Annotated in this window: 22 protein-coding genes; 14 read left to right on the top strand and 8 right to left on the bottom strand. The window is 72.0% G+C overall.

Features of this window, described 5'->3' with window-relative positions; genetic code table 11:
• The first annotated feature begins 6 nt into the window (after positions 1 to 6).
• On the top strand, positions 7 to 366 hold the full coding sequence (locus ACZ68P_RS13635) for an ArsR/SmtB family transcription factor (RefSeq protein WP_471005691.1): 360 nt from the start codon (positions 7 to 9) through the stop codon (positions 364 to 366).
• Positions 367 to 444: 78 nt separating this feature from the next.
• Here the strand turns inward: ACZ68P_RS13635 and ACZ68P_RS13640 are convergent, their stop codons facing one another.
• Complete coding sequence (locus tag ACZ68P_RS13640; RefSeq protein WP_471005692.1) at positions 445 to 1,797, bottom strand: FAD-dependent oxidoreductase; 1,353 nt, start codon at positions 1,795 to 1,797, stop codon at positions 445 to 447.
• 241 nt (positions 1,798 to 2,038) lie between these two features.
• Positions 2,039 to 2,689 carry a DUF305 domain-containing protein gene (locus tag ACZ68P_RS13645; RefSeq protein ID WP_471005693.1) on the bottom strand — a complete coding sequence of 217 codons (651 nt, stop codon included), beginning with the start codon at positions 2,687 to 2,689 and terminating at the stop codon, positions 2,039 to 2,041.
• 218 nt (positions 2,690 to 2,907) lie between these two features.
• Here ACZ68P_RS13645 and ACZ68P_RS13650 point away from each other — a divergent pair, with 218 nt between their 5' ends.
• Positions 2,908 to 4,428 (top strand): LVIVD repeat-containing protein, encoded by a 1,521-nt coding sequence (locus ACZ68P_RS13650; protein WP_471005694.1) that lies wholly within the window; start codon positions 2,908 to 2,910, stop codon positions 4,426 to 4,428.
• Here the strand turns inward: ACZ68P_RS13650 and ACZ68P_RS13655 are convergent.
• From ACZ68P_RS13655 to ACZ68P_RS13670, 4 genes are all read right to left on the bottom strand, one after another.
• The gene (locus ACZ68P_RS13655; RefSeq protein ID WP_471005695.1) at positions 4,404 to 5,078 is read right to left on the bottom strand and encodes a TetR/AcrR family transcriptional regulator; all 675 of its coding nucleotides are present in this window, start codon (positions 5,076 to 5,078) and stop codon (positions 4,404 to 4,406) included. The two genes, ACZ68P_RS13650 and ACZ68P_RS13655, sit on opposite strands and share 25 nt — an antisense overlap.
• A gap of 129 nt (positions 5,079 to 5,207) precedes the next feature.
• The gene (locus ACZ68P_RS13660; protein ID WP_471005696.1) at positions 5,208 to 5,885 is read right to left on the bottom strand and encodes a phosphatase PAP2 family protein; all 678 of its coding nucleotides are present in this window, start codon (positions 5,883 to 5,885) and stop codon (positions 5,208 to 5,210) included.
• 93 nt (positions 5,886 to 5,978) lie between these two features.
• Entirely contained in the window at positions 5,979 to 6,914 is a 936-nt protein-coding gene (locus ACZ68P_RS13665; RefSeq protein ID WP_471005697.1) for a M56 family metallopeptidase, read from the bottom strand.
• A 70-nt stretch (positions 6,915 to 6,984) separates the two neighbouring features.
• Positions 6,985 to 7,563 (bottom strand): DUF5134 domain-containing protein, encoded by a 579-nt coding sequence (locus tag ACZ68P_RS13670; RefSeq protein WP_471005698.1) that lies wholly within the window; start codon positions 7,561 to 7,563, stop codon positions 6,985 to 6,987.
• 180 nt (positions 7,564 to 7,743) lie between these two features.
• Here ACZ68P_RS13670 and ACZ68P_RS13675 point away from each other — a divergent pair, with 180 nt between their 5' ends.
• Positions 7,744 to 8,295 carry a GNAT family N-acetyltransferase gene (locus ACZ68P_RS13675; protein ID WP_471005700.1) on the top strand — a complete coding sequence of 184 codons (552 nt, stop codon included), beginning with the start codon at positions 7,744 to 7,746 and terminating at the stop codon, positions 8,293 to 8,295.
• An 82-nt stretch (positions 8,296 to 8,377) separates the two neighbouring features.
• Here the strand turns inward: ACZ68P_RS13675 and ACZ68P_RS13680 are convergent, their stop codons facing one another.
• Entirely contained in the window at positions 8,378 to 9,061 is a 684-nt protein-coding gene (locus tag ACZ68P_RS13680) for a glycerophosphodiester phosphodiesterase (RefSeq protein ID WP_471005702.1), read from the bottom strand.
• 311 nt (positions 9,062 to 9,372) lie between these two features.
• Here ACZ68P_RS13680 and ACZ68P_RS13685 point away from each other — a divergent pair, with 311 nt between their 5' ends.
• The 5 genes from ACZ68P_RS13685 (at position 9,373) to ACZ68P_RS13705 (ending at position 14,010) form a co-directional block, all read left to right on the top strand.
• A complete protein-coding gene (locus ACZ68P_RS13685) occupies positions 9,373 to 10,779 on the top strand; it encodes a DUF6421 family protein (protein WP_471005704.1) in 1,407 nt (468 codons plus the stop codon).
• A 26-nt stretch (positions 10,780 to 10,805) separates the two neighbouring features.
• Positions 10,806 to 11,564: an SDR family NAD(P)-dependent oxidoreductase gene (locus ACZ68P_RS13690; RefSeq protein WP_471005706.1), complete on the top strand. Its 759-nt coding sequence runs from the start codon at positions 10,806 to 10,808 to the stop codon at positions 11,562 to 11,564.
• Positions 11,561 to 12,643, top strand: a complete 1,083-nt coding sequence (locus ACZ68P_RS13695) for a threonine aldolase family protein (protein WP_471005707.1) — start codon at positions 11,561 to 11,563, stop codon at positions 12,641 to 12,643. Before ACZ68P_RS13690 ends, ACZ68P_RS13695 begins: the two co-directional genes overlap by 4 nt.
• 82 nt (positions 12,644 to 12,725) lie before the next feature.
• A complete protein-coding gene (locus ACZ68P_RS13700) occupies positions 12,726 to 13,304 on the top strand; it encodes a transglutaminase domain-containing protein (RefSeq protein WP_471005708.1) in 579 nt (192 codons plus the stop codon).
• Between the two features lie 13 nt (positions 13,305 to 13,317).
• A complete protein-coding gene (locus tag ACZ68P_RS13705; RefSeq protein ID WP_471005709.1) occupies positions 13,318 to 14,010 on the top strand; it encodes a B3/B4 domain-containing protein in 693 nt (230 codons plus the stop codon).
• Between the two features lie 24 nt (positions 14,011 to 14,034).
• On the opposite strand, the gene ACZ68P_RS13710 is transcribed toward ACZ68P_RS13705, so the two are convergent.
• The gene (locus ACZ68P_RS13710; RefSeq protein WP_471005711.1) at positions 14,035 to 14,757 is read right to left on the bottom strand and encodes a lysophospholipid acyltransferase family protein; all 723 of its coding nucleotides are present in this window, start codon (positions 14,755 to 14,757) and stop codon (positions 14,035 to 14,037) included.
• A 233-nt stretch (positions 14,758 to 14,990) separates the two neighbouring features.
• On the opposite strand from ACZ68P_RS13710, the gene ACZ68P_RS13715 reads away from it, so the two are divergent.
• From ACZ68P_RS13715 to ACZ68P_RS13740, 6 genes are all read left to right on the top strand, one after another.
• On the top strand, positions 14,991 to 15,371 hold the full coding sequence (locus ACZ68P_RS13715; RefSeq protein WP_471005712.1) for a TlpA family protein disulfide reductase: 381 nt from the start codon (positions 14,991 to 14,993) through the stop codon (positions 15,369 to 15,371).
• A gap of 200 nt (positions 15,372 to 15,571) precedes the next feature.
• Positions 15,572 to 16,087 (top strand): flavin reductase family protein, encoded by a 516-nt coding sequence (locus ACZ68P_RS13720; RefSeq protein WP_471005713.1) that lies wholly within the window; start codon positions 15,572 to 15,574, stop codon positions 16,085 to 16,087.
• 216 nt (positions 16,088 to 16,303) lie between these two features.
• Positions 16,304 to 17,089, top strand: coding sequence for an electron transfer flavoprotein subunit beta/FixA family protein (locus tag ACZ68P_RS13725; protein WP_471005715.1), 786 nt, complete (start codon positions 16,304 to 16,306; stop codon positions 17,087 to 17,089).
• A gap of 58 nt (positions 17,090 to 17,147) precedes the next feature.
• Positions 17,148 to 18,110, top strand: coding sequence for an electron transfer flavoprotein subunit alpha/FixB family protein (locus ACZ68P_RS13730; RefSeq protein WP_471005716.1), 963 nt, complete (start codon positions 17,148 to 17,150; stop codon positions 18,108 to 18,110).
• A 167-nt stretch (positions 18,111 to 18,277) separates the two neighbouring features.
• On the top strand, positions 18,278 to 19,567 hold the full coding sequence (locus ACZ68P_RS13735; RefSeq protein WP_471005718.1) for a DUF6986 family protein: 1,290 nt from the start codon (positions 18,278 to 18,280) through the stop codon (positions 19,565 to 19,567).
• A gap of 86 nt (positions 19,568 to 19,653) precedes the next feature.
• Positions 19,654 to 21,639 carry a serine/threonine-protein kinase gene (locus tag ACZ68P_RS13740; protein ID WP_471005719.1) on the top strand — a complete coding sequence of 662 codons (1,986 nt, stop codon included), beginning with the start codon at positions 19,654 to 19,656 and terminating at the stop codon, positions 21,637 to 21,639.
• The last annotated feature ends 63 nt before the right edge of the window (positions 21,640 to 21,702 follow it).

Below are 21,702 nucleotides of genomic sequence, written 5' to 3' on the forward strand. Positions count from 1 at the left end.
GCCGCCGTGACGACCGCGACCAACCCCCGGGTCCTCGACCACCCCGCGCGGGACGAGATCCGCCTGGAGGGTGTGCTGCACGCGCTGTCGGACGCGGTCAGGCTGCGGATCGTGCGCGACATGGCACGTGAGGGGGTGGAGCTGAGCTGTTCCCGCTTCGACCTTCCGGTGACCAAGTCCACGACGACGCACCACTTCCGGGTGCTGCGCGAGAGCGGCGTCATCCAGCAGATCTACCGCGGCACCGCCAAGCTCAACGCCCTGCGCAAGGACGACCTGGACGCGCTCTTCCCCGGGCTCCTCGACAGCGTCCTGACGGCGGCGGAGGGCGAGGAACTCCGCCTGAGCGGCTCGCCCACGGCGTAGGACGCGCCGGGCTCGCGGCGTGCTCGGCACGGCGCCCGCCGGGCCGTTCACCCCTGGACGGGAGTCTTCCGCCGCGGCTCAGGCTGCGTCCGGCCGGGCCGCCGCGCGCAGGCCCGCCCAGTCCGCGATCTTCACCCGCCCGCGCCCCAGCGAGCGGCCCAGGGCAGCCTCGGCGCTCTCGATGGCGAGCCAGCCCGGCCAGGCGACCGGGTCGTGGCCGAGCTCGCGCAGCGCCGACAGAGGGTCGGGCGCCACCGTCCGCCCGGCGAGCGCGTCCGCGTCGGCCAGCAGCGACGTCACCGTCTCCTTCGCGCAGGGACGGTTGGTTCCGATGACCCCCGAGGGGCCGCGCTTGATCCAGCCCGCCACGTACTCGCCCGGGGACGGCACGCCGTCCCGCAGCACCCGGCCCGCGGCGTGCGGGACCGTCCCCCTGGCCTCGTCGAACGGAAGCCCGGACAGCGGCACTCCCTGGTAGCCGACCGCCCGCAGCACCAGCTGGGCGTCGATCTCCTCGAACCGTCCCGTGCCCCGCACGCCTCCCGTGCCGTCCGGCTCGGTGCGCTCGAAGCGGACCGCGACCACCCGGCCGTCCTCGCCGAGCAGCTCGACCGGGCGCAGGAAGAACCGCAGCGTCACGGTGCGCACCGCCGTCGGCACGGCCGGCGCAGCCGCCCAGCCGCGGACGACCTCCAGGTTCCGCCGGTTCGCGGGGGGCAGACCGGCCGGATCGGCGAACGAGGGATCGAGCGCCAGGTCCGCCGGATCCACCCGCACCCGGGCTCCCGGGAGCGTGCCCAGTTCCCGCAGCTCCTTCGTCGTGAACTTGGCCTGCCCAGGGCCTCGCCGGCCGACCACGTGCACCTCGCGCACCCGACTGGCCTCCAGCGCCGCGAGGGCGTCCCGCGGCACGTCCGTCGCCCGGAGCTCCTCCGGGCCGCGCGCCAGGATCCGGGCGACGTCCACCGCCACGTTCCCGACCCCGATCACGACCGCCGAGCGCCCGCCGAGCCCGAAGCCGTTGCCGGCGGCGTCGGGGTGTGCGCTGTACCAGGAGACGAAGTCCGTCGCCGAGAAGCTGCCGGCCAGGTCCTCGCCGGGCACCCCGAGCCTCCGGTCCCGCGCCGCGCCGACGCAGTACACGACAGCGTGGTACAGCTCCAGCAGCCGGGCCGGGGACAAGCCGCGCGCGCCGACCTCGATGTTGCCGAGGAAGCCGATCCGCTCGTCCTCCAGCACGGTCCGCAGGTTCTGCTGGAGCGATTTGATCTTCTCGTGGTCCGGCGCGACGCCGTAGCGCACCAGCCCGTACGGACAGGGCAGCCGGTCCAGGACGTCCACCCGGACATCGGGTACCGCCGACTGCTGGACCAGCGCCTGGGCGGTGTAGACCCCGCTGGGCCCGGAACCGACGACAGCGACTCGAAGCACGGCCGTACTCCTTCCCGCCGCGGGGATTCCCGCCGAGAGGCTTCCAGCATCGCACCGCGGGCCCGCGCGTGGGAGGCCCGTGCGGCAGCCGGGCGCACGCCCGGTCCGCCCTCGACCGCGTCGGGCCCGCCCTCGACCGGCCCGGCCCCCCTGGCCCGTGCCCGCCCTGGCCCGTGCCCGCCCTGGCCCGTGCCCGGCCTGCCCCGGGCCGTGCCCGCCCCGCCCTGGACCGCGTCCGGCCCTACATCGACCGCATCCGGTTGATCTCCGCCGTCTGCTGGGCGATCACGTCACTCGCCATCTCCTCCACCAGGACGTTGTTCCCCTCGCCCAGCACCTCGGCCGCCATCGCCACCGCCCCGTCGTGGTGGGTGATCATCAGCCTGAGGAACAGCTCGTCGAACGCCTTGCCCCGGGCCTTCCTCAGCTCGGCGAGCTGGGCCTCGGTCGCCATCCCCGGCATCGTGTGGTGGTCGTGCCCCTTCTGCGGACGCGGCCCACCGTTGTTTTTCAGCCAACCTTCCATCGCGCCGATCTCCGGCTGCTGCGCAGCCGCGATCCGTTCCGCCAGCTTCTTCACCTGAGCCGACTCCGCCTGCCGCGGCGCGAGCGCGGTCATCGTCAGCGCCTGCCGGTGGTGCACGATCATCATCTGCGCGTAGGTGAAGTCCGCGGCGTTGGGCTTGTCGTCGGGCAGCAGCCGGGCCGCCTCCTCCGGGGATATGCGCCGCGCCTCCTCGCCCGGCTTGCCCGGAGCCACCACCGCCGGACCGGTGGAGCCCTGAGCGCCGGCAGCGTCCCGGTCCGACCCCGCATCGCAGCCGGCCAGTGCCCAGACGGTCACGGCGCTCAACGCGACGGCGACGGCTCCGCGGATGCGGTGGTTCGACAAGGCGACCTCCAGGGGGACTTCACGGGGTTTCCGGAAAGAGGGCGGACGAAGGAGCGAGGTGACCGTTCCCCGTGCCCGTTCCCAGCACGCCTGTTCCGGTCGCCGAGCGAAATCCTTCATGACGTCTGTGTTGCCATCTGTTGAGATGTGCACGGCAAGGACGATACTGCCGACGTCCAATGACCGTTCAACCGTGAACGGACACAAGGGAGGACGGAGTGACTTCGTTGCGTACCACGCGAACTCCGCGCGCACGGACCAGAGGTCTGGGTGTGGCCACCGCCGCCGCCGGACTGCTGGTCAGCCTGCTCGCAGCCGGCCCCGCGGCCGCCACACCCGATCCGGGTGACGCCACCGTGCGGGGCACCGTCTCCGCGGAGCAGGCCGCCGAGGCCCGGTCCGCCATCCAGAACGGCGAGATACCCGGAGTGGACGAGATCGTCCACACGGACAACATCACGCACCTCGCCAACATCCCCAAGGACGCGCTCAAGGGCACCAACTCCGACCTGGCCTTCCAGGGCAGGTACGCCTTCGCCGGCAACTACGACGGCTTCCGGATCTTCGACATCAGCAAGCCGTCCGATCCGAAGACCGTCGCCCAGGTGCTGTGCCCCGGATCGCAGAACGACGTCTCCGTCTCCGGCGACCTCCTCTTCCTCTCCACCGACTCCTCCCGCAGCGACAACTCCTGTGCCAGCACCAGCCAGCCGGCCACGGAGAAGTCCTCCTGGGAGGGCATGAAGATCTTCGACATCAGCGACATCCGCAACCCGAAGTACGTCGCCGCCGTCGAGACCGCCTGCGGCTCGCACACCCACACGCTGGTGCCCGAGCGCAAGAACGTCTACGTCTACGTCTCCTCGTACTCGCCCAACGCCGCGTTCCCGGACTGCCAGCCCCCGCACGACGGCATCACGGTCATCAAGGTGCCCCGCAAGTCGCCGGAGAAGGCGGCCATCGTCGGCTTCCCCGTCCTCTTCCCGGGCGAGGGCCCGGACGGCGGCGGCAACCCCGGCGGCCCGACCAACCCGGGCGTCTCCAAGACCACCGGTTGCCACGACATCACGGTGCTGCCCTCCAAGGACCTCGCGGCCGGCGCCTGCATGGGTGACGGCATCCTCTTCGACATCAAGGACCCCGAGCGCCCGAGGGTCATCGACCAGGTCCAGGACAACGTCAACTTCGCGTTCTGGCACTCGGCGACCTTCAACCTGAAGGCGAACAAGGTCGTCTTCACCGACGAACTGGGCGGCGGCGGCGCGGCCACCTGCAACGCGGCCGTGGGTCCGAACCGCGGCGCCGACGGCATCTACGACATCGTCGGCAAGGGGGACCGGCGCGAGCTCGTCTTCCGCAGCTACTACAAGATCCCGCGCCATCAGGCCGACACCGAGAACTGCGTCGCGCACAACGGCTCGCTGATCCCGGTCAAGGGCAAGGACCTGATGGTCCAGTCCTGGTACCAGGGCGGCGTCTCCGTCTGGGACTTCACCGACTCCCGCAAGCCGAAGGAGATCGCGTACTTCGAGCGCGGCCCCCTCTCGGCCACCTCGCTGGTCGGCGGCGGTACCTGGTCGGCGTACTACTACAACGGCCACATCTACTCGAACGACATGGCCAAGGGCTTCGACGTCCTGCGGCTCGACGACCGGCGCACCGACGCCGCCAAGCGGGTCCGCATGCACGAGCTCAACGTCCAGACCCAGCCGGACTACTTCGACGACTTCGACGACTGACGGGGCACCCGGTCCGGTGAACCGGACCGGTCGTGCGGCATGCCGTCGGGCGGACCTCCGTCCGGCGGCATCCCCATGTCCCAGTCGAGCCCGTACCGCTGGAACAGCTCGGCCCTCAGCCGCGTCGCCGGCATCGGCGCGCCGGGCAGCAGCACCGCCACCACCGCGCCCATCAGCAGGGCCCGCAGCAGCGGATACTCCGTGTCCACGTCCGGGGCGCCGTACCGCGTGACCGTGTCCCGCAGCAGGAAGGCGAGCCGCTGCTGCTCGTCGCACTGCACGAACCCCTGGGCCTGCAGGATGCCCGCCATGTGCGTCCGCATCAGCACCGGCCGGCTCACGGCCAGCCCCAGGATCGCGTCGATCGCGCGGGCCATCCGCTCCCGGCCGTCCTCGGTGCGCGGCTCGCGCTCCAGGGCCTCCTCCAGCGTCAGATGCATCAGCCGGTGCACCGCCGACTGCAGCAGGTGCCGCTTGCCGGGGAAGTAGTACGAGATCAGCCCACGCGCCGAACCGGCCCGCTCGGCGATGTCGCCGAGGGTCGTGGCCTCGAAGCCGCGCTCGGAGACCAGCTCGACGGTGGCTTGCAGAAGCCGTTCGCGAGAACGCCTCCGAAGCTCTTCATTGACCGATGCGCTACGCGGGGACATGCTGGACTCCTGCGTTGACTGGCTCGCAGCCAATATACTCAGCGCATCCTGCTGTCGCGCCTTCGTGCCTGGTCAGCGGGTTTGCCGTCTGTTCTGGGCGACGCGGGGGATCGTCCAGGACAGACGGCTTCAGTGCGTTTCCCCCATTCTCCTCCCCTTGCTCACGGGAACGCCCCGTGCGTCCCGTTCCGCCCCGTTCCGGCGGTACGTGATGATCGCCACAGCCGTACAGCTCCAGCCCAGCAGCCACCCGGCCACCACGTCCGTAGGCCAGTGCACCCCGAGGTAGACCCGGGTCCACCCCACGCCCAGCACGGACACCACGGCGGCGACGGTGAGGACGCTCCAGCCCCGCCAGGTCTCGCGCCAGTGGAGCGCGAGAACCCACAGCAGCAGGCCGCAGCTCACCATCGCGGTCATCGCGTGGCCCGAGGGAAGGGCCGCGAAGTGGGCCGTGTCGACCGGATCGGGCCAGCTCGGCCGCTCCCGGCCGATCGCCGCCTTCACCCCCTGCTGCACCCCCGCCGCCACCAGGCTCGTCCCCACGAGCCAGAGGGCCAGCCACCGTTCGCGCCGCCGCCACAGCAGCACCACGGCGGCGGCGATCAGCGCCCGCATCGTCCACGGGTCCCACACCCAATCGCTCAGAATCCGGTGGAGACGGGCGAGGCCGGGCTCCGCGACGGCGCTGTCGTGGAGCGACTCCGTCACCGATCGGTCCAGGGAGAGCAGCGGAGGCCAGCCGGCCGCCACCAGGGCGAGCAGCAACACGGCCAGGGCACCGGAAACAACGGCGGAGGAGCGCATGCCACGATCTTCCCCGAGCCGCGCGAAGTACTCCGGCGGGCGCGACCGTGCCCCGCCCTCCGACTCGCGCAGGACCCGCCCGATGCAAAAGCCCTAACCCAGTGCCTTCAACGCCGGGACGAACGCGACCAGGACCGGCACCACCGGGACGAAGGCCGCGGCGGCGGTCAGGCGCAGGCGGCGTCCGGCCGTGAAGCGCGGCGCGGCCGCCAGGAGCCGGTTCACCCGGTGCGGAAGGTCGGCGTCCGGCGCCTGGCCGGGCCCGAACACCCCCCGGTCCTCGTTCAGTTCGACCAGGGCGAGCGCGATCGTCAGCCGCCCGAAGCGGCGCGAGGCCACGTCGTCGGCGGCCAGCTCCACCAGCCGGTGCATCTGGTCCCGGAAGGCCGCGAAGACCGGGATTCCGGGAAAGCCGCCCGCCAGCGCCGCCGAGCAGTGCAGCAGCCAGTCGTGCCGCGCCCGGGCGTGGCCCTGTTCGTGCGCGAGCACGGCGTCCAGCTGGCGGCCCTTCAGCCTCCGCAGGGCGGCCGTCGTGATGACCAGCTGGGGCGCGGCGCCCGGCAGCCACCAGGCGTCCGCGCGCTCGCCCTCCAGCACCACCAGCCGCTCGCCCTCGGGCTCCTCGCCGGGCAGCAGGGGCGAGCGGACGAGGAGTTCGCGACGGCGCTGCCGGCGGCGGGCCCGCGCCCGGCTGATCTCCCGGCCGAGCATCGCGCCGGTCCACAGACCGCCGCAGGCCAGCACGACGGCGAGCACCGCCGACCACGGCTGGTGCGTGCCCAGTTCGTACGCTTCGAGCACTCCGCGCGGCGCGGGCGCGAAGACATGTCCCCGCACCACCTGCCAGGCGGCCGCCGCGCTGAACGTCATGGAGAGCCCGAAGCTCAGCAGGACCGCCGCGACCACACACTGCCAGACCCAGAGCGCCACGACGGGCTCGCGCTCCGCCCAGTCGGACCGCGACAGCAGTCGCGGGGCCACGACAGCGGTCAGGACGCCGAGCCCGAGCAGCGCGAGGGAGACCAACATGCCGTCAGCCTATGAGGGTGGTGCTACCCGGGGGTATGACCTCGCACGGCAAGTGACGTACGCCACGGTTTCACAGCGTCAGGAGCATCGCCAGCATCGCCAGTGCCATCGAGAGGCGGCACACCCGGGTGAACTCCGGTGCGGAGTCCGCGGCCGGCGGCGGGAACTCCGCCGGGCCTCCCGTCGGCAGGGGCACCGGCGCCAGCCGGGCCCCGGACCGCAGGACGTACACCGTGTAGTACCCGAGGAGCAGACCCGTCAGGAGCGGTATGCCCCCCGTGCCGTGCCCCCCGTGCCCCCCGTGTGCTCCGGAGGCGGGGAAGGCCATCGCCACCGCCATGTAGACCATGGCGGAGGAGCCCACCAGATGGTGTCCGTGATGTCCGCCGCGGCGGATCGCGAACAGCGCGCGCAGCGCCGCCGTGCCGAAGACCCCCGCGTACAGCGCCCAGCTCCACGTCGGTGGCGTGAGCACCGCCGCGGGGAGCGCCATCGCCGCCATTCCGAAGCCCATCACGGCCTCGCTCCCGGCCGTCCTGCGCTCCTCACCGGCGCGGCCGCGCGTCCGCAGCAGGCAGTACACGCCGCTCGCCCCGCACAACACCACCGACAACCACGCCGGCCAGGCCGACAACGCCGGTCCGTGCACGGCACACCTCCCCCTTCGACGGCGCCGTTCGGTCCCAGGCTGCATGCCCGGCCTCACGGGGTCGCACGCGAGCGCAGGGGTGCGCGGGGGTGTACGAGGGGGAGCGCGTCGGCTCGCGTTAGGCTCGGGGCCCGATCGCCTCCACCGATCGATCAGCGCGCCGAGGGGAGACCGAACACCATGGACACCGCCGTGCCCCAGGAGACCGGACGGATCAGCTACCGCGACGCGGTCGAGGACGACGTCCCGGTGCTCGTGCCGCTGGTCGAGTCGGCCTACCGGGGCGACTCCAGCCGGGGCGGCTGGACCACGGAGGCGGACATCCTGCAGGGTCAGCGCACCGACGAGGAGGGCGTGCGCGCGGTCATCACCACCCCGGGCAGCCGGCTGATGGTCGTCGAGCAGGACGGCGGGATCGTCGCCTGCTGCCAGCTCGAACACCGCGGCGATGCCGCCTACTTCGGCATGTTCGCCGTCCGCCCCGAGCTCCAGGGCGCCGGTCTCGGCCGTCTGATCATCGCCGAGGCGGAGCGCCGGGTCCGCGAGATCTGGGGCGTGCGGGAGATGCACATGACGGTGATCTCCGTCCGCGAGGAGCTCATCGCCTGGTACGAGCGGCGCGGCTACCGCCGTACGGGACGGATGACCCCGTTTCCGTACGGCGACGAGCGCTTCGGCGTGCCGCAGCGCGACGACCTCGAGTTCGAGCTCCTGGTCAAGCCGCTGGTCTGAATCCGGCCCCCGGTCCGAGCCCGCCCCGGTCGGAGCCTTTCTCCAGGCCGAGCCGGCCGACGGAGGCGTCCCGGGTCAAACCCTAGGCGGTGAACCGGCCGGTGCGGCGGATCTCCGGATAGTCGGTCGTCGCCCCGTCGAGCTCCAGCGCCCGGACCAGGCGCAGGTGCTCCTGGGTGTTCACCACCCAGCCGATGACCCGCAGCCCCTCCTCGTGGGCCCGTTCCACGGTCTCCAGGGTGAGGTGCCGGATGTTGAGCACGAGGGCGGCGGCTCCGACCGTCTTCGCGCGGTCCACTACGTCCGCCTCCCAGCGGTCCGCCACGAGAGCCGTACGCACGCCGGGGACCAGCCGGGAGATCGCGGCGAGGGCCTCGTCGTGGAAGGAGAGGACCTCCACCCGGTCCGCGAGTCCGCGGCGCAGCATCACCTCGGCGAGCGCCCTGGCCGCCGCCGTGTCCTTGATCTCGGCCTGGATCGGGGCGCTCACCGCGTCCAGGACCTCTTCGAAGACGGGGACGCGCTCCCCCTCGCCGGCGTCCAGCTCGCGCAGCTCCGCCAGCGTCAGTTCGGCGATCGGGCCGCTGCCGTCGGTGGTCCGTCCGACGTCCGCGTCGTGCATGACGACGAGGGCACCGTCCTTGCTCAGGTGCAGGTCCAGTTCGATGGCGTCCATCCCGGCCCGCTCGGCGCGGACGAAGGAACGCAGGGTGTTCTCGGGGGCGACGCCCATGACTCCGCGATGACCGATGGTGAGGAAACTCAAGATCTTCTCGCTTCCGCCGATGTCCGGGACCGGGTCCCTCCGGTCTCCCGGTGGGGGCGCAGCCTAATGGCTGGAGCCCAAGAGGGAAGCGCACGCGCGCCGGGCATCGGGGCGAGCCGTCCCGGGACTCGCGGCGCCTCTGCCCCGGCGCCCCGTATGGCCACCGATGCGCTCGCTCAAACCCCGTACGGCAGGAAAATTCACGGTGACCATGGGGGGCGCGCAGGATAATCTCTCTTGCTCCTCTTGTAAGGAGAAGCCACTCATGGATACGGTGTCCTGACGCGAGGTTCTCCTGTGGAGGAAGAGGAATGACGGAAATTCTTGTGCAGGACGTGACCGCTGGGGGGATATCCATCTCCGCCCCGGTGATCGACCACCCTGCCTGGCCCGAGCTCAAGAAGGCCGTGGAGGAGATCCGTCCCTGGCAGCGCAAGGACGGCTCCATCGACTTCGACGCCGACGACGCGCCGTCCCGCGCCCTTGTGGAACTCACCGTCGACCGGATCGTCGCCGCCGTCGAGCAGCTCTCCCCGCTGCTCCCGCACGACGCCGCGTACCACCACGCGCTCGTCGCCGACCTGCGCAAGTGGGCCGAGGGCGGCTTCGAGGTCCCCGACTTCCTCGACTCCCTGCTGGCCTTCCAGCCGGCCGCCGACCGCGTGGACGGGCTCCAGCACCTGGCGCTCTTCCCGATGTACACGCAGAACGGCAACCCGGACCGCAACCTCGAAGCGGTCGTGCTGCGCATGGTCTGGCCGGAGTGGCTCTCCGAGCTGGAGCGCACCCGCTACGACAACCCGCTCTTCTGCGGCATCACCTTCGAGGACTTCACCGCCGGGTACGACACCAACTCGGCCGTGCTCTTCCCGGAGACCATCGCCGTGCGCGAGGCCCCCGAGCGCTTCAGCTGGGGCGGCATCTTCTGCGACCGCGAGGCTGCCCGCTTCCGCAAGGTCACCCAGGCCTCCGTCGACATCCTGGGCATCGAGCTGCCCGAGGACATCGCCGCCATGGTCGAGGACCAGAAGCGCTGCGAGGCCGCCTTCGTGCTGTGGGACATGGTCCACGACCGCACCCACAGCCACGGTGACCTGCCCTTCGACCCCTTCATGATCAAGCAGCGCCAGCCGTTCTGGATGTACGGCCTGGAGGAGCTGCGCTGCGACCTCACCGCCTTCAAGGAGGCCGTGAAGCTGGAGGCCGAGGGCAACGCGCACGGCCGTGACGTGCAGTACGCCGTGCTCTTCGACCGGATGTTCCGCTTCCCGGTCACCGGCGACCGCAACCGCAACTACGACGGCCTCGGCGGTCAGCTGCTCTTCGCGTACCTCCACAAGCACGACGTGGTGCGCTGGACGGACAACACGCTCAAGATCGACTGGCAGCGGGCCCCCGAGGTCACCAACCAGCTCTGCGCGGAGATCGAGAAGCTGTACCGCGACGGCATCGACCGCCCCAAGCTGGTCCACTGGTTCAAGGCGTACGAGCTCGTCTCCACCTACCTCGCCCCGCACCCCGGCTCGCGCTGGGCCAAGGGTCCCGACGCCCTGGATCTGACGCAGCCGCCGCGCAAGCTCGTCGACGACGTGCTTCCGGACGAGTTTCCGCTCAGCATGTTCTATGAGGCCCTGGCCAAGAAGCTCAAGGGTGTGATCGCCTCCACCAAGGGCATCACCGCCGTGAACGCTTCGCGGGCCGAGCAGGCTGCCGCGTGAACCCTGTCACGGAGGAGGCGACGACCATGAACGGCAACGGGAACGGCGGACCGCTGGAAGGTGCCGTCATCGCGGTCGCGGGAGCGGCCGGCCCCGCCGGCCGGGCCGCGCTGATGCGGCTCGCGGAAGCCGGTGCGATCGTCGTCGCCTCGGACGCGGATCCGGCCCGGCTGGCCGAGGCGGTCGACGCCGCCCGGTACGCCCACGGCGGCGCCACGGTCGTCGGGGACACGGTCGACCTCACGGACCTCGGCGCGGCACGCGACTGGGCCGACAAGACCGAGAAGGAGTTCGGCCGGATCGACGGCCTGGTCCACCTTGTCGGCGGCTGGCGCGGCAGTTCCACCTTCGCCGAGACCGAGCTCGCCGACTGGAGCTTCCTGGAGCGGCTGCTGATCAAGACCGTCCAGTCCACCTCGCTCGCCTTCCACGAGCCGCTGACGCGCAGCGACCGTGGGCGGTACGTCCTCGTCAGCGCCGCGGGCGCCTCCAAGCCCACCGCGGGGAATGCGGCCTACGCCGCCGCCAAGGCCGCGGCCGAGGCCTGGACCCTCGCCATGGGCGACGACTTCCGCAAGCTGGGGGGCGACGCCGGGCCAAAGGCCGCGGCTGCCATCCTGGTGATCAAGGCACTGGTGCACGACGCCATGCGCGCCGAGCGACCGAACGCGAAGTTCGCGGGCTTCACGGACGTCAAGGATCTGGCCGACGAGATCGCCGGAGTCTGGGACCGGCCCGCCCAGGAAGTGAATGGACAGCGTCTGTGGCTGACCCCCAAGCCGTGACCCCGGCAACGCCCTCCAGGACCGACGCGCGTCGTCACCACGACCCGTCGGTCCGGGGCTTCGCCAGCGACAACTACGCCGGCGCCCACCCTGAGGTGCTCGCGGCGATCGCCCTCGCCAACGGCGGTCATCAGATCGCCTACGGCGAGGACGACTACACCGATCACCTCCAGCGGATCATGCACAGCCACTTCGGGCCGACCGCCGAGGCGTTCCCGGTCTTCAACGGCACCGGTGCGAACGTCACCGCCCTCCAGGCGCTGACCGACCGCTGGGGTGCCGTGATCTGCGCCGAGTCCGCGCACATCAACGTGGACGAGGGCGGCGCTCCCGAGCGGATGGGCGGCCTGAAGCTGCTCACCGTGCCGACGCCGGACGGCAAGCTCACTCCCGAGCTCATCGACCGGCAGGCCTGGGGCTGGGAGGACGAGCACCGGGCCATGCCGCAGGTCGTCTCGATCACCCAGAACACCGAGCTGGGCACGGTCTACACCGTGGACGAGATCCGGGCCGTCGTGGAGCACGCCCACTCCAAGGGCATGAAGGTCCACCTCGACGGCGCCCGGATAGCCAACGCCGCCGCCTCCCTGGACGTCCCCATGCGGGCGTTCACCAACGCGGTCGGCGTGGACGTCATCTCGTACGGCGGCACCAAGAACGGCATGCTGTTCGGTGAGGCCGTCGTCGTCCTGAACCCGGACGCGGTCAGCCACATGAAGCACCTGCGCAAGCTGTCCATGCAGCTCGCGTCCAAGATGCGGTTCGTGTCCGTCCAGCTGGAGGCGCTGCTCGCCAAGGACCTGTGGCTGCGCAACGCCCGGCACTCCAACGCGATGGCCCAGCGCCTCGCGGCCGGGGTGCGGGAGGTCGACGGTGTGGAGATCCTCCACCCCGTCCAGGCCAACGCCGTCTTCGCCCGGCTCCCGCACGAGGTCAGCGTCCGGCTGCAGAAGCGCTTCCGCTTCTACTTCTGGGACGAGGCCGCCGGCGACGTGCGGTGGATGTGCTCCTTCGACACCACGGAGGACGACGTCGACGCCTTCCTCCAGGCGCTCAAGGAGGAGATGGCGGCCGGCTAGACCCCCGGATCGCTATGCATAGGCATGCGGCTGACTGGAAACTCATTGATTCCGGTCGGTCGCTTTCCTATGCTCCTGACGCATGGAACTGATCCAGAAAGAGCCGGAACTCTCCGCCTACCTTGCGGCGGACGACGTCATCGACCACGAGCACCCCGTCGTCCGGGAAGCCGCCTCCCGGCTCCGCGTGGGGCGCCCAGGTGCATACGCATACGCCGAAGCAGCCTTCGCGTTCGTCCGCGACACCATTCCGCACTCGTTCGACACGGGGGACATGCGCGTCACCTGGCGGGCCTCCGACGTCCTCGCCCTGCGTACCGGCATCTGCTACGCCAAGGCGCACGCCCTGGCCGCGCTGCTCAGGGCCGAGGGCATCCCGACGGCCCTCTGCTACCAGAAGTTCGAGGCCCTTCACGGTCTCGTCGCCGTCCGGCTGCCCGGCACGTCCACCTGGCACCGGCAGGACCCCCGCGGCGGCGAGTCGGGGCGCTTCGCCGTGTTCTCCGTGCGGGAGGAGCGGTTGCCGTTCCATCCGGACCCAAAGTCCAATGAACTGGACTCGCCGGTGCTGTACGCTGAACCGCATCCGGCCGTCCTGAGCGCGCTGACCTCCGCTCCCGACCGGCCGTACCTCTCGCGGACCCTTCCGACGGAACTCTGACGCAAGGACGACGATGCCCCTCACCCTCACCGTGTCCGACGAGGTGCGTGCCCTCGTGCCCGGCTTCACCCACCTCGCCGTCGAGGCCCACGGTCTCGTCAACGGGCCGAGCGACGAGGCCAGTTCGGCGCTGCTCGACGACGCCGCGCGGCGCCTCGCGGAACGCCTCGACGGCGCCGCACCGGACAAGGACCCGCACATCGCGGCCTGGCGCGCGGCCTACACGGCGTTCGGCGCCAAGCCGTCGCGTACCCGCAACTCCGCCGAGGCGCTCGCCAAGCGGGCGCTCGCGGACGGCGGCCTGCCCAGGATCAGCCGTCTCGTCGACGCCTACAACGCGATCAGCGTCGCCCACCTCATCCCGGTCGGCGGCGAGGACCTGGACCGCATCCAGGGCGAGATGAGGCTCGTGCGGGCCGTGGGCGACGAGCCGTTCGTGACCACGGCCGGCGGGGAGGAGACCGTGGAGCACCCCGAGCCGGGCGAGATCGTCTGGCGCGACGACGCCGGCGTCACCTGCCGCCGCTGGAACTGGCGCCAGGGGCCGCGCACCCGCATCGAGGACACCACGGTCAACGCGATCTTCCTGCTGGAGTCGCTGGTCCCCATGACGCACGCCGAGCTCGTCGCGGCCGGCGCGGAGCTGGCCGAATCGCTGGAGAAGCTGAGCCCCGGGGCGCGTGTCACGGTCGGCACCCCGGAGTGACGCTCCCAATCCGGGAGGGTCCGGTCAGCCGGCTTCCTTGACCTGGGCCGGGGTCGGAGCCGTGCCCCCGAGGTGCGCCGGCACCCACCAGGTGTCGCTCGCGTCCTTGGGGCGCACGGGATAGGCGCGCTGCGCGGCCTCCAGAAGCTCCTGGACCCGGTCGCGCAGCCGCCGCGTGATGGCGCCCGCGTACTGGTCCGTGGGCGCCTCCATCGGCTCGCCCACCCGGATCGTCACCGGGATGTGGCTGCGCCTGAAGTTCCGCGGACGGCCCTTGGTCCAGACGCGCTGCGTCCCCCAGAGCGCCATCGGGATCAGCGGGACCCCGGCCTCCTGGGCGAGCCGCGCCGCACCCGACTTGAAGCTCTTGAGCGTGAACGACTGCGAGATGGTCGCCTCGGGGAAGACACCGATGATCTCGCCGGCCTTCAGCGACTCCAGCGCGTGCTGGTAGGCGTGCTCGCCCTGCGCGCGGTCCACCGGGATGTGCTTCATGCCGCGCATCAGCGGGCCCGAGACCTTGTGCCGGAAGACCGACTCCTTGGCCATGAAGCGCACCAGGCGCTTCTGCGGAAGCGCGGCCAGGCCCGTGAAGATGAAGTCCAGATAGCTGATGTGGTTGCTGACCAGCACCGCGCCGCCGGTGCGCGGGATGTGCTCCGAACCCTGCGTGTCGATCTTGAGGTCGAGCGCCTTGAACATCGTGAGTGCGGCGCCGATGACCGGCCGATAGACGAGTTCTGCCATCTGAGAGGAACCCCTTCTTCTCTGCCTGGGGAGGGTTCTCCCGGCGGAAGTTACGCGGCCGTAGGTTTTCGGCTTTGGGCAGATCGTGCCCCATGTGGGCGTCGGGTACCAGTCCTGACGGCTTCGCACAGGGAGATTCTCGTCACGCCCGGTGGCCGTGGCGGGAATCGAACGGTGCCGTGGGACGCTGCACGGAGCGACGGGAGAGCGGACGGCACGAGGGGAGCAGGGGTATGGACGGGCGGCCGGAGGAGCCGGATGTCCGGGTGCGGGATGTCGAGGCGTCGGGCGCCCGGGCGCCGGGCGTCCCCGCGCTGGACGGCGAGGCCCTGGGCGCGCCGCTCGGCGAGCGGGCCACGCTCGTGCAGTTCTCCACGGCGTTCTGCCAGCCCTGCCGCGCCACCCGGCGGACCCTCGCCGAGGTCGCGGAGATGGTCCACGGGGTGGGTCACGTGGAGATCGACGCCGAGGAACGGCTCGACCTCGTGCGCGCGCTGGGGATCGTCCGCACCCCCACGGTGCTGGTCCTCGACCGCGCCGGACGGGTCGTCGTCAGGGCCGCCGGACAGCCCCGCCGGGCGGACGTCATCGCGGCTCTCGGGCGGGCGGTCTGACGCGGTGACACATCTCCCACATGCCGGTACGCACTTGACTGCGCCCGCGGACGATCGTCAGGCTGACACGGTGCTGCCACCGGAAATCCTTCTCCACGGGCGGGTCCACGTGGACCTCGTCCGCCACGCGAGCGCGCGCTGTCCGGGTGTCTGAGAACCCCCGGACCCCTCGCACCACGCCCTCGCCGAAGGACAGTTCCATGACGGTTTCGCCCGAGCTCCGCCCCGTGCCCGCCCCGCGCCCGGCCTCACCCGATCTCCTCCGCTCCGTCTTCCGGCGGCACGCCGCGGGTGTCGCGGTCATCACCGCCCGGGGGGACCGCCCCGTCGGCTTCACCGCCACCTCGCTGAACTCCGTCGCCGCCGAACCTCCCCTGATCTCCTTCGGCGTGGGCACCACGTCGTCGAGCTGGCCCGTGGTGGCCGAGGCCGAGCACATCGGCGTGCACATACTCGGCGAGCACCAGCGGGAGCTCGCCGAGACGTTCGCGCGCAGCGGGGCCGACCGGTTCGGCGGGGGCACGCGGTGGAGCCCGGGCCCCGAGGGGGTTCCCGTCCTCGAGGGCGTCCTCGCCTGGCTGGTGTGCCGGGTGGTGGCGAAGGTCCCCGCCGGGGACCACCGGATCGTGATCGCCGAGGCGGTCGCCGGCGACCCCGCCGGAGCGGGCCGGCCGCTGCTGTACCACCAGGGCCGTTTCCACGCCCTGCGCGACTGAGGCGGGCCGTCGGCGGCCTCGCCCGCTTGCGCACCGCCGCCGGGCGTTGCGAAACTCACATGCCTGAGCGCTTGCTTACTGGTAACGAACTGGCTGTACTGGCGAGTAATATTTTGGCCGGGGCGCAAGCCGCCCCGACCGGAAACCCGCCCTTCAGGCGCCTATGCTGCGAGCAACAAGGCAGCCCAGTTATGACGATGCAGTAGGAGAGCCGGCGTGAGCTTGAGGATCGTTGTCTGTGTGAAGTACGTGCCCGACGCCACCGGCGACCGGCACTTCGCCGATGACCTGACCGTCGACCGCGACGACGTCGACGGCCTGCTGTCGGAGCTCGACGAGTACGCGGTCGAGCAGGCGCTGCAGATCGCCGAAGAGGCGGACGACGCCGAGGTCACCGTCCTCACGGTCGGCCCCGAGGACGCCAAGGACGCCCTGCGCAAGGCGCTGTCCATGGGCGCCGACAAGGCCGTCCACGTCGAGGACGACGACCTGCACGGCACCGACGTCATGGGCACCTCGCTGGTGCTCGCCAAGGCGATCGAGAAGACCGGCTACGACGTCGTCATCGCCGGTATGGCCTCCACCGACGGCACCATGGGTGTCCTCCCGGCGATCCTCGCCGAGCGTCTGGGCGTCCCGCAGGTCACGCTGCTCTCCGAGGTCACGATCGAGGACGGCGTCGTGAAGGGCCGCCGCGACGGCGACACCGCCTCCGAGCAGCTGGAGGCCACGCTTCCGGCCGTCGTGTCCGTGACCGACCAGTCGGGCGAGGCGCGCTACCCGTCCTTCAAGGGCATCATGGCCGCCAAGAAGAAGCCGGTGGAGTCCCTGGACCTCTCGGACCTCGAGATCGAGGCCGACGAGGTGGGCCTCGAAGGTGCATGGACCGCGGTCGACTCCGCCGCCGAGCGCCCCGCGCGCACCGCGGGCACGATCGTCAAGGACGAGGGCGAGGGCGGCAAGCAGCTGGCCGAGTTCCTCGCGAGCCAGAAGTTCATCTAAGGGCTCGCGCGAGCCGTTGAAGTCCGCCCCTCTTTCGTTCGCAGGAGACTGAAGTCCCATGGCTGAGATTCTCGTCTACGTCGACCACGTCGACGGAGCCGTCCGCAAGCCCACCCTGGAGCTGCTGACGCTGGCCCGCCGCATCGGCGAGCCCGTCGCCGTCGCGCTGGGCAACGGCGCCGAGGCCACCGCCCCGGCCCTCGCCGAGCACGGTGCGGTGAAGGTCCTCACCGCCGACGCCCCCGAGTTCGCCGACTACCTCGTCGTGCCGAAGGTCGACGCGCTGCAGGCCGCGTACGAGGCGGTCTCCCCGGCCGCCGTGCTCGTCCCGTCCTCCGCCGAGGGCAAGGAGATCGCGGCCCGCCTCGCGGTCCGCATCGGCTCCGGCATCATCACCGACGCCGTCGACCTCGAGGCCGGCGACGAAGGCCCGGTCGCGACGCAGTCCGCGTTCGCCGCCTCCTTCACCACCAAGTCCCGTGTCTCCAAGGGCACCCCGGTCATCACGGTCAAGCCGAACTCGGCCGCCGTCGAGGCCGCGCCGGCCGCCGGCACCGTCGAGGCCCTCTCGGTCTCCTTCGGCGCCCTGGCCACCGGCACCAAGGTGACCGCGCGCACCCCGCGCGAGTCGACCGGCCGCCCGGAGCTGACCGAGGCCGCGATCGTGGTCTCCGGCGGCCGTGGCGTCAACGGTGCCGAGAACTTCCACATCATCGAGGACCTCGCGGACTCCCTCGGTGCCGCCGTCGGCGCCTCGCGTGCCGCGGTCGACGCCGGCTGGTACCCGCACTCGAACCAGGTCGGCCAGACCGGCAAGTCGGTCTCGCCGCAGCTGTACATCGCCTCCGGCATCTCCGGTGCGATCCAGCACCGCGCGGGTATGCAGACCTCGAAGACCATCGTGGCCGTCAACAAGGACGCCGAGGCCCCGATCTTCGACCTGGTCGACTACGGCGTGGTCGGCGACCTCTTCGAGGTCGTCCCGCAGCTGACCGCGGAGGTCAAGTCCCGCAAGGGCTGACCTGACGCGCGTGACCTGCGCTTCTTCGGGCCCGGGGGCCGCACGGTGATCTCTCACCGTGCGGCCCCCGGCCGTTTCGGACACCCATTGACGCAGGTCCCGAGGGGCTACTAACTTCGCTATACGGATTGTTGATTCCGTGAAGCGGAAAAGAGAAGGGTGTGGGAATGGGTCAGCAGGAGAAGGTGGCAACGAGCCTCGCGGGCGCGGTCAGCGAGGGCATCAGCGCCTCCCTCGCAGCCGTGGACGCCGAGCTGGACCGCCGCTACCCGGGAGACCCCGGCACCCGCCAGCCCGTCCACACCGTCTACGTCCCCGGCAACCTCTTCGACGCCGGAACCATCCGCTCCTGGGGCGACCAGGCCCTCGCGGCCCTCGACGAGCACGCCCTCGACGCGGAGTCCTTCGCCGCCGTCCTCGGCCTGCCCGACGCCCTCGCCGCCGACGTCTACGGACGCGTACGGGCCAAGCTGGAGCGCGAGCCCGTCGAGGACCTCCGCGTCGACTTCGAGGACGGCTACGCGGGCACCGACGAGGACCACGACGCCGCCCGCGCCGCCCGGCTGATCGCGGAGGCCTACCGCGACGGCACCGCCGCCCCGTACATGGGCATCCGCATGAAGTGCATGGAGGCCGCCGTACGCGACCGCGGCATCCGCACCACCGACATCTTCCTCACCGGCCTCATGGAGAACGGCGGCCTCCCTGACGGCCTGGTCCTCACCCTCCCCAAGGTGACCTACCCCGAGCAGGTCTCCGCCTTCGTGCGCCTCCTGGAGGCCTTCGAGAAGGCCCACGGCCTCGACGCCGGCCGCCTCGGCTTCGAGATCCAGATCGAGACCAGCCAGTCGATCCTCGCCTCCGACGGCACCGCCGCCGTCGCCCGCATGATCGACGCCGCCGAGGGCCGCGCCACCGGACTGCACTACGGCACCTTCGACTACAGCGCCTGCCTCGGCGTGTCCGCCGCCTACCAGGCGAGCGACCACCCGGCCGCCGACCACGCCAAGGCGATCATGCAGGTCGCCGCCGCCGGCACCGGCGTACGGGTCTCCGACGGCTCCACCAACGTCCTCCCGGTCGGCTCCACCGAGCACGTCCACGAGGCCTGGCGCCTGCACTACGGCCTCACCCGCCGGGCCCTCGCCCGCGCCTACTACCAGGGCTGGGACATGCACCCGGGCCACATCCCCACCCGCTACGCCGCCGTCTTCGCCTTCTACCGCGAGGGCTTCGAGGCCGCCGCCCGGCGCATCTCCGCCTACGCCAACCACGCGGGCGGCGACGTGATGGACGAGCCCGCCACCGCCAAGGCCCTCAGCTCCTACCTCCTTCGCGGCATCGACTGCGGTGCCCTCGACACCACCGAGGTCGAGGCCCTCACCGGCCTGACCCGGGCCGACCTGGACCGCTTCGCCGCCCCGCGACGAGGCGATCTGACCACCACCGCCCCCTGACCTGGCGGAGCCACCCCCCCCCGAGGCCACCACCGGGCCCCGTACCCTGTACGCGTTCCACGCAGCCGACAGAGAACGGGGCATCGGTGTCTTCGGGGGAGAACGAGCGGCTGGCCGGCCGCTATCGCGTCGTGCGCCGACTGGGCCGAGGCGGCATGGGAGTCGTCTGGCGGGCCGTCGACGAGGTCCTCGGCCGCGAGGTGGCCGTCAAGGAGCTGCGGACGTACAACGACTCGTCAGGACCGGAACTGGCCGATCTGCGCCTGCGGATGCGGCGCGAGGCACGGGCGGCGGCCCGCGTACGGCACCCGGGAGTCATCGCCGTCCACGACGTGACCGACCACGAGGGCCGCCCCGTCATCGTCATGGAGCTCGTCGACGGGCCCTCGCTCGACGACGTGCTGAACGAGCGCGGGGTCGTGGAACCGGCCGAGGCCGCCCGGATCGGCGCCGCCGTCCTGGAGGCGCTGGCCGCCGCGCACGAGGCCGGTGTGCTCCACCGGGACGTGAAGCCCGGCAACGTCCTCCTCGACAGGAGCGGGCGGGTCGTCCTCACCGACTTCGGCATCGCCGCCATGGACGACCCGGGCGACGGCTCGGCGACCCGCCTCACCCGCAGCGGCGAGATCGTCGGCTCACTGGACTACCTGGCGCCCGAGCGCGCCCAGGGGCAGCAGCCCGGGCCCGCCTCCGACGTCTGGGCGCTGGGCGCCACGCTCTACGCGGCCGTGGAGGGGGCCTCGCCCTTCCGCCGCACGTCGACCTGGTCGACGCTCAACGCCATCGTCGTGGAGCCCCTGCCGGAGCCACCCCGGGCGGGTCCCCTCGAACCCGTACTCCGGCAGTTGCTGGACAAGGACCCGGCGCGGCGCCCCGACGCCCGATCGGCGGCCCGGCTCCTCGACGCCCTGGCCCGAGCCCAGGGCGGGGGCCCCACCCCGGCCGGCCCCGTCGCCTCTCCGGCCCCGCTCGCCGCACCCGTACCGACCGAACCGAACGCCGTCCCGCACCCCTCTCCGGGCTTCGGCCCGCCGGCGGCGCAGCCCGGGAGCTCCGGGACGGCGCTGCCCCCGACAGCGGGCGTGCCCGCGGCGGAGGCGGGACGCGCGGAGGGTTTCGGCCCGCCGGGGGCGCAGGGGGGCGGGTTCGCCACGGAGGCGGGGCGTGCGGCCGGGTTCGCCACCGTGCCGGGACGCGCGGGCGGGTTCGGTGAGGAGGAGAGGAACCCGGAGGGGTTCGCCACCGTGCCGGGGCGCCCCGACGGGTTCGGTCCCGTCGCGCCGCCGGCCGCTGCTCCCGCCGCCGGGCAGGGCGGCGCGTTCCCGTCCGCCGGACACGCCCCGGCCGGTCGGCCGACCGCCCCCGCGGCGGTCCCACGCGAGCGCGGCCGCAACCGCTCCGCCGCGCTGATCGCCGCCGCGGCCGCCGCCGTGCTCCTGGCGGGCGGCGGGGTGACCTACGCCCTGGTCGGCCAGGGCGCGGGCACGAAGCAGGAGCGATCGGCCGGAGAGCAGCCGTCGCCCCGCAGCCCCGGGGCGAGCCCCGGCCGTGTCCTCGACCTGGGCGGCGCGCCGTCGGCGAACCCCTCCGCGAACCCCTCTCCGGCGGGCGCCACGAAGTCGGCCCCGCCCGCCACGCCCGGGGCGTCCAAGGCCCCCTTGCCGGGCTCCGGCGGGACGGACGGCGGCACCAGCGCCGGCGGCACCACCACCGGCGGTGCGTCAGGCGGGGGCGGTACGAGCGGGGGCGCGGCCACGACGGGCGGCGGTGGGCAGGCCACCCAGCCCGCGCCGGCATGCCACTCCCGTGGCGGCGGGACCTACGACTGCCAGGTGTGGCGCACCTCGACGTCCTACAGCCGCGAGGGCGCGGAGACGGGCGTCCTGAACGCGGGTACCAACTACTTCTACTGCCAGGCCGACCTGGGACGGCGGGAGACGCACGGTCAGTGGACGAACGTCTGGTGGGCCCGGACGGACGACGACAGCGGCAACACAGGCGTGTACGTCAACGTCGTGAACATCAAGGGCGGCGACAACGACGGGCCGGTGCCCGGCCTCCCGGTCTGCTGACCCGAACGGCAGGCCGCGCGGGCACTCCGGAGACTCCCTAGGTGTATTGGTCACGAGCGTTGT

It is taken from the genome of Streptomyces sp. NPDC036822 (assembly GCF_055609145.1).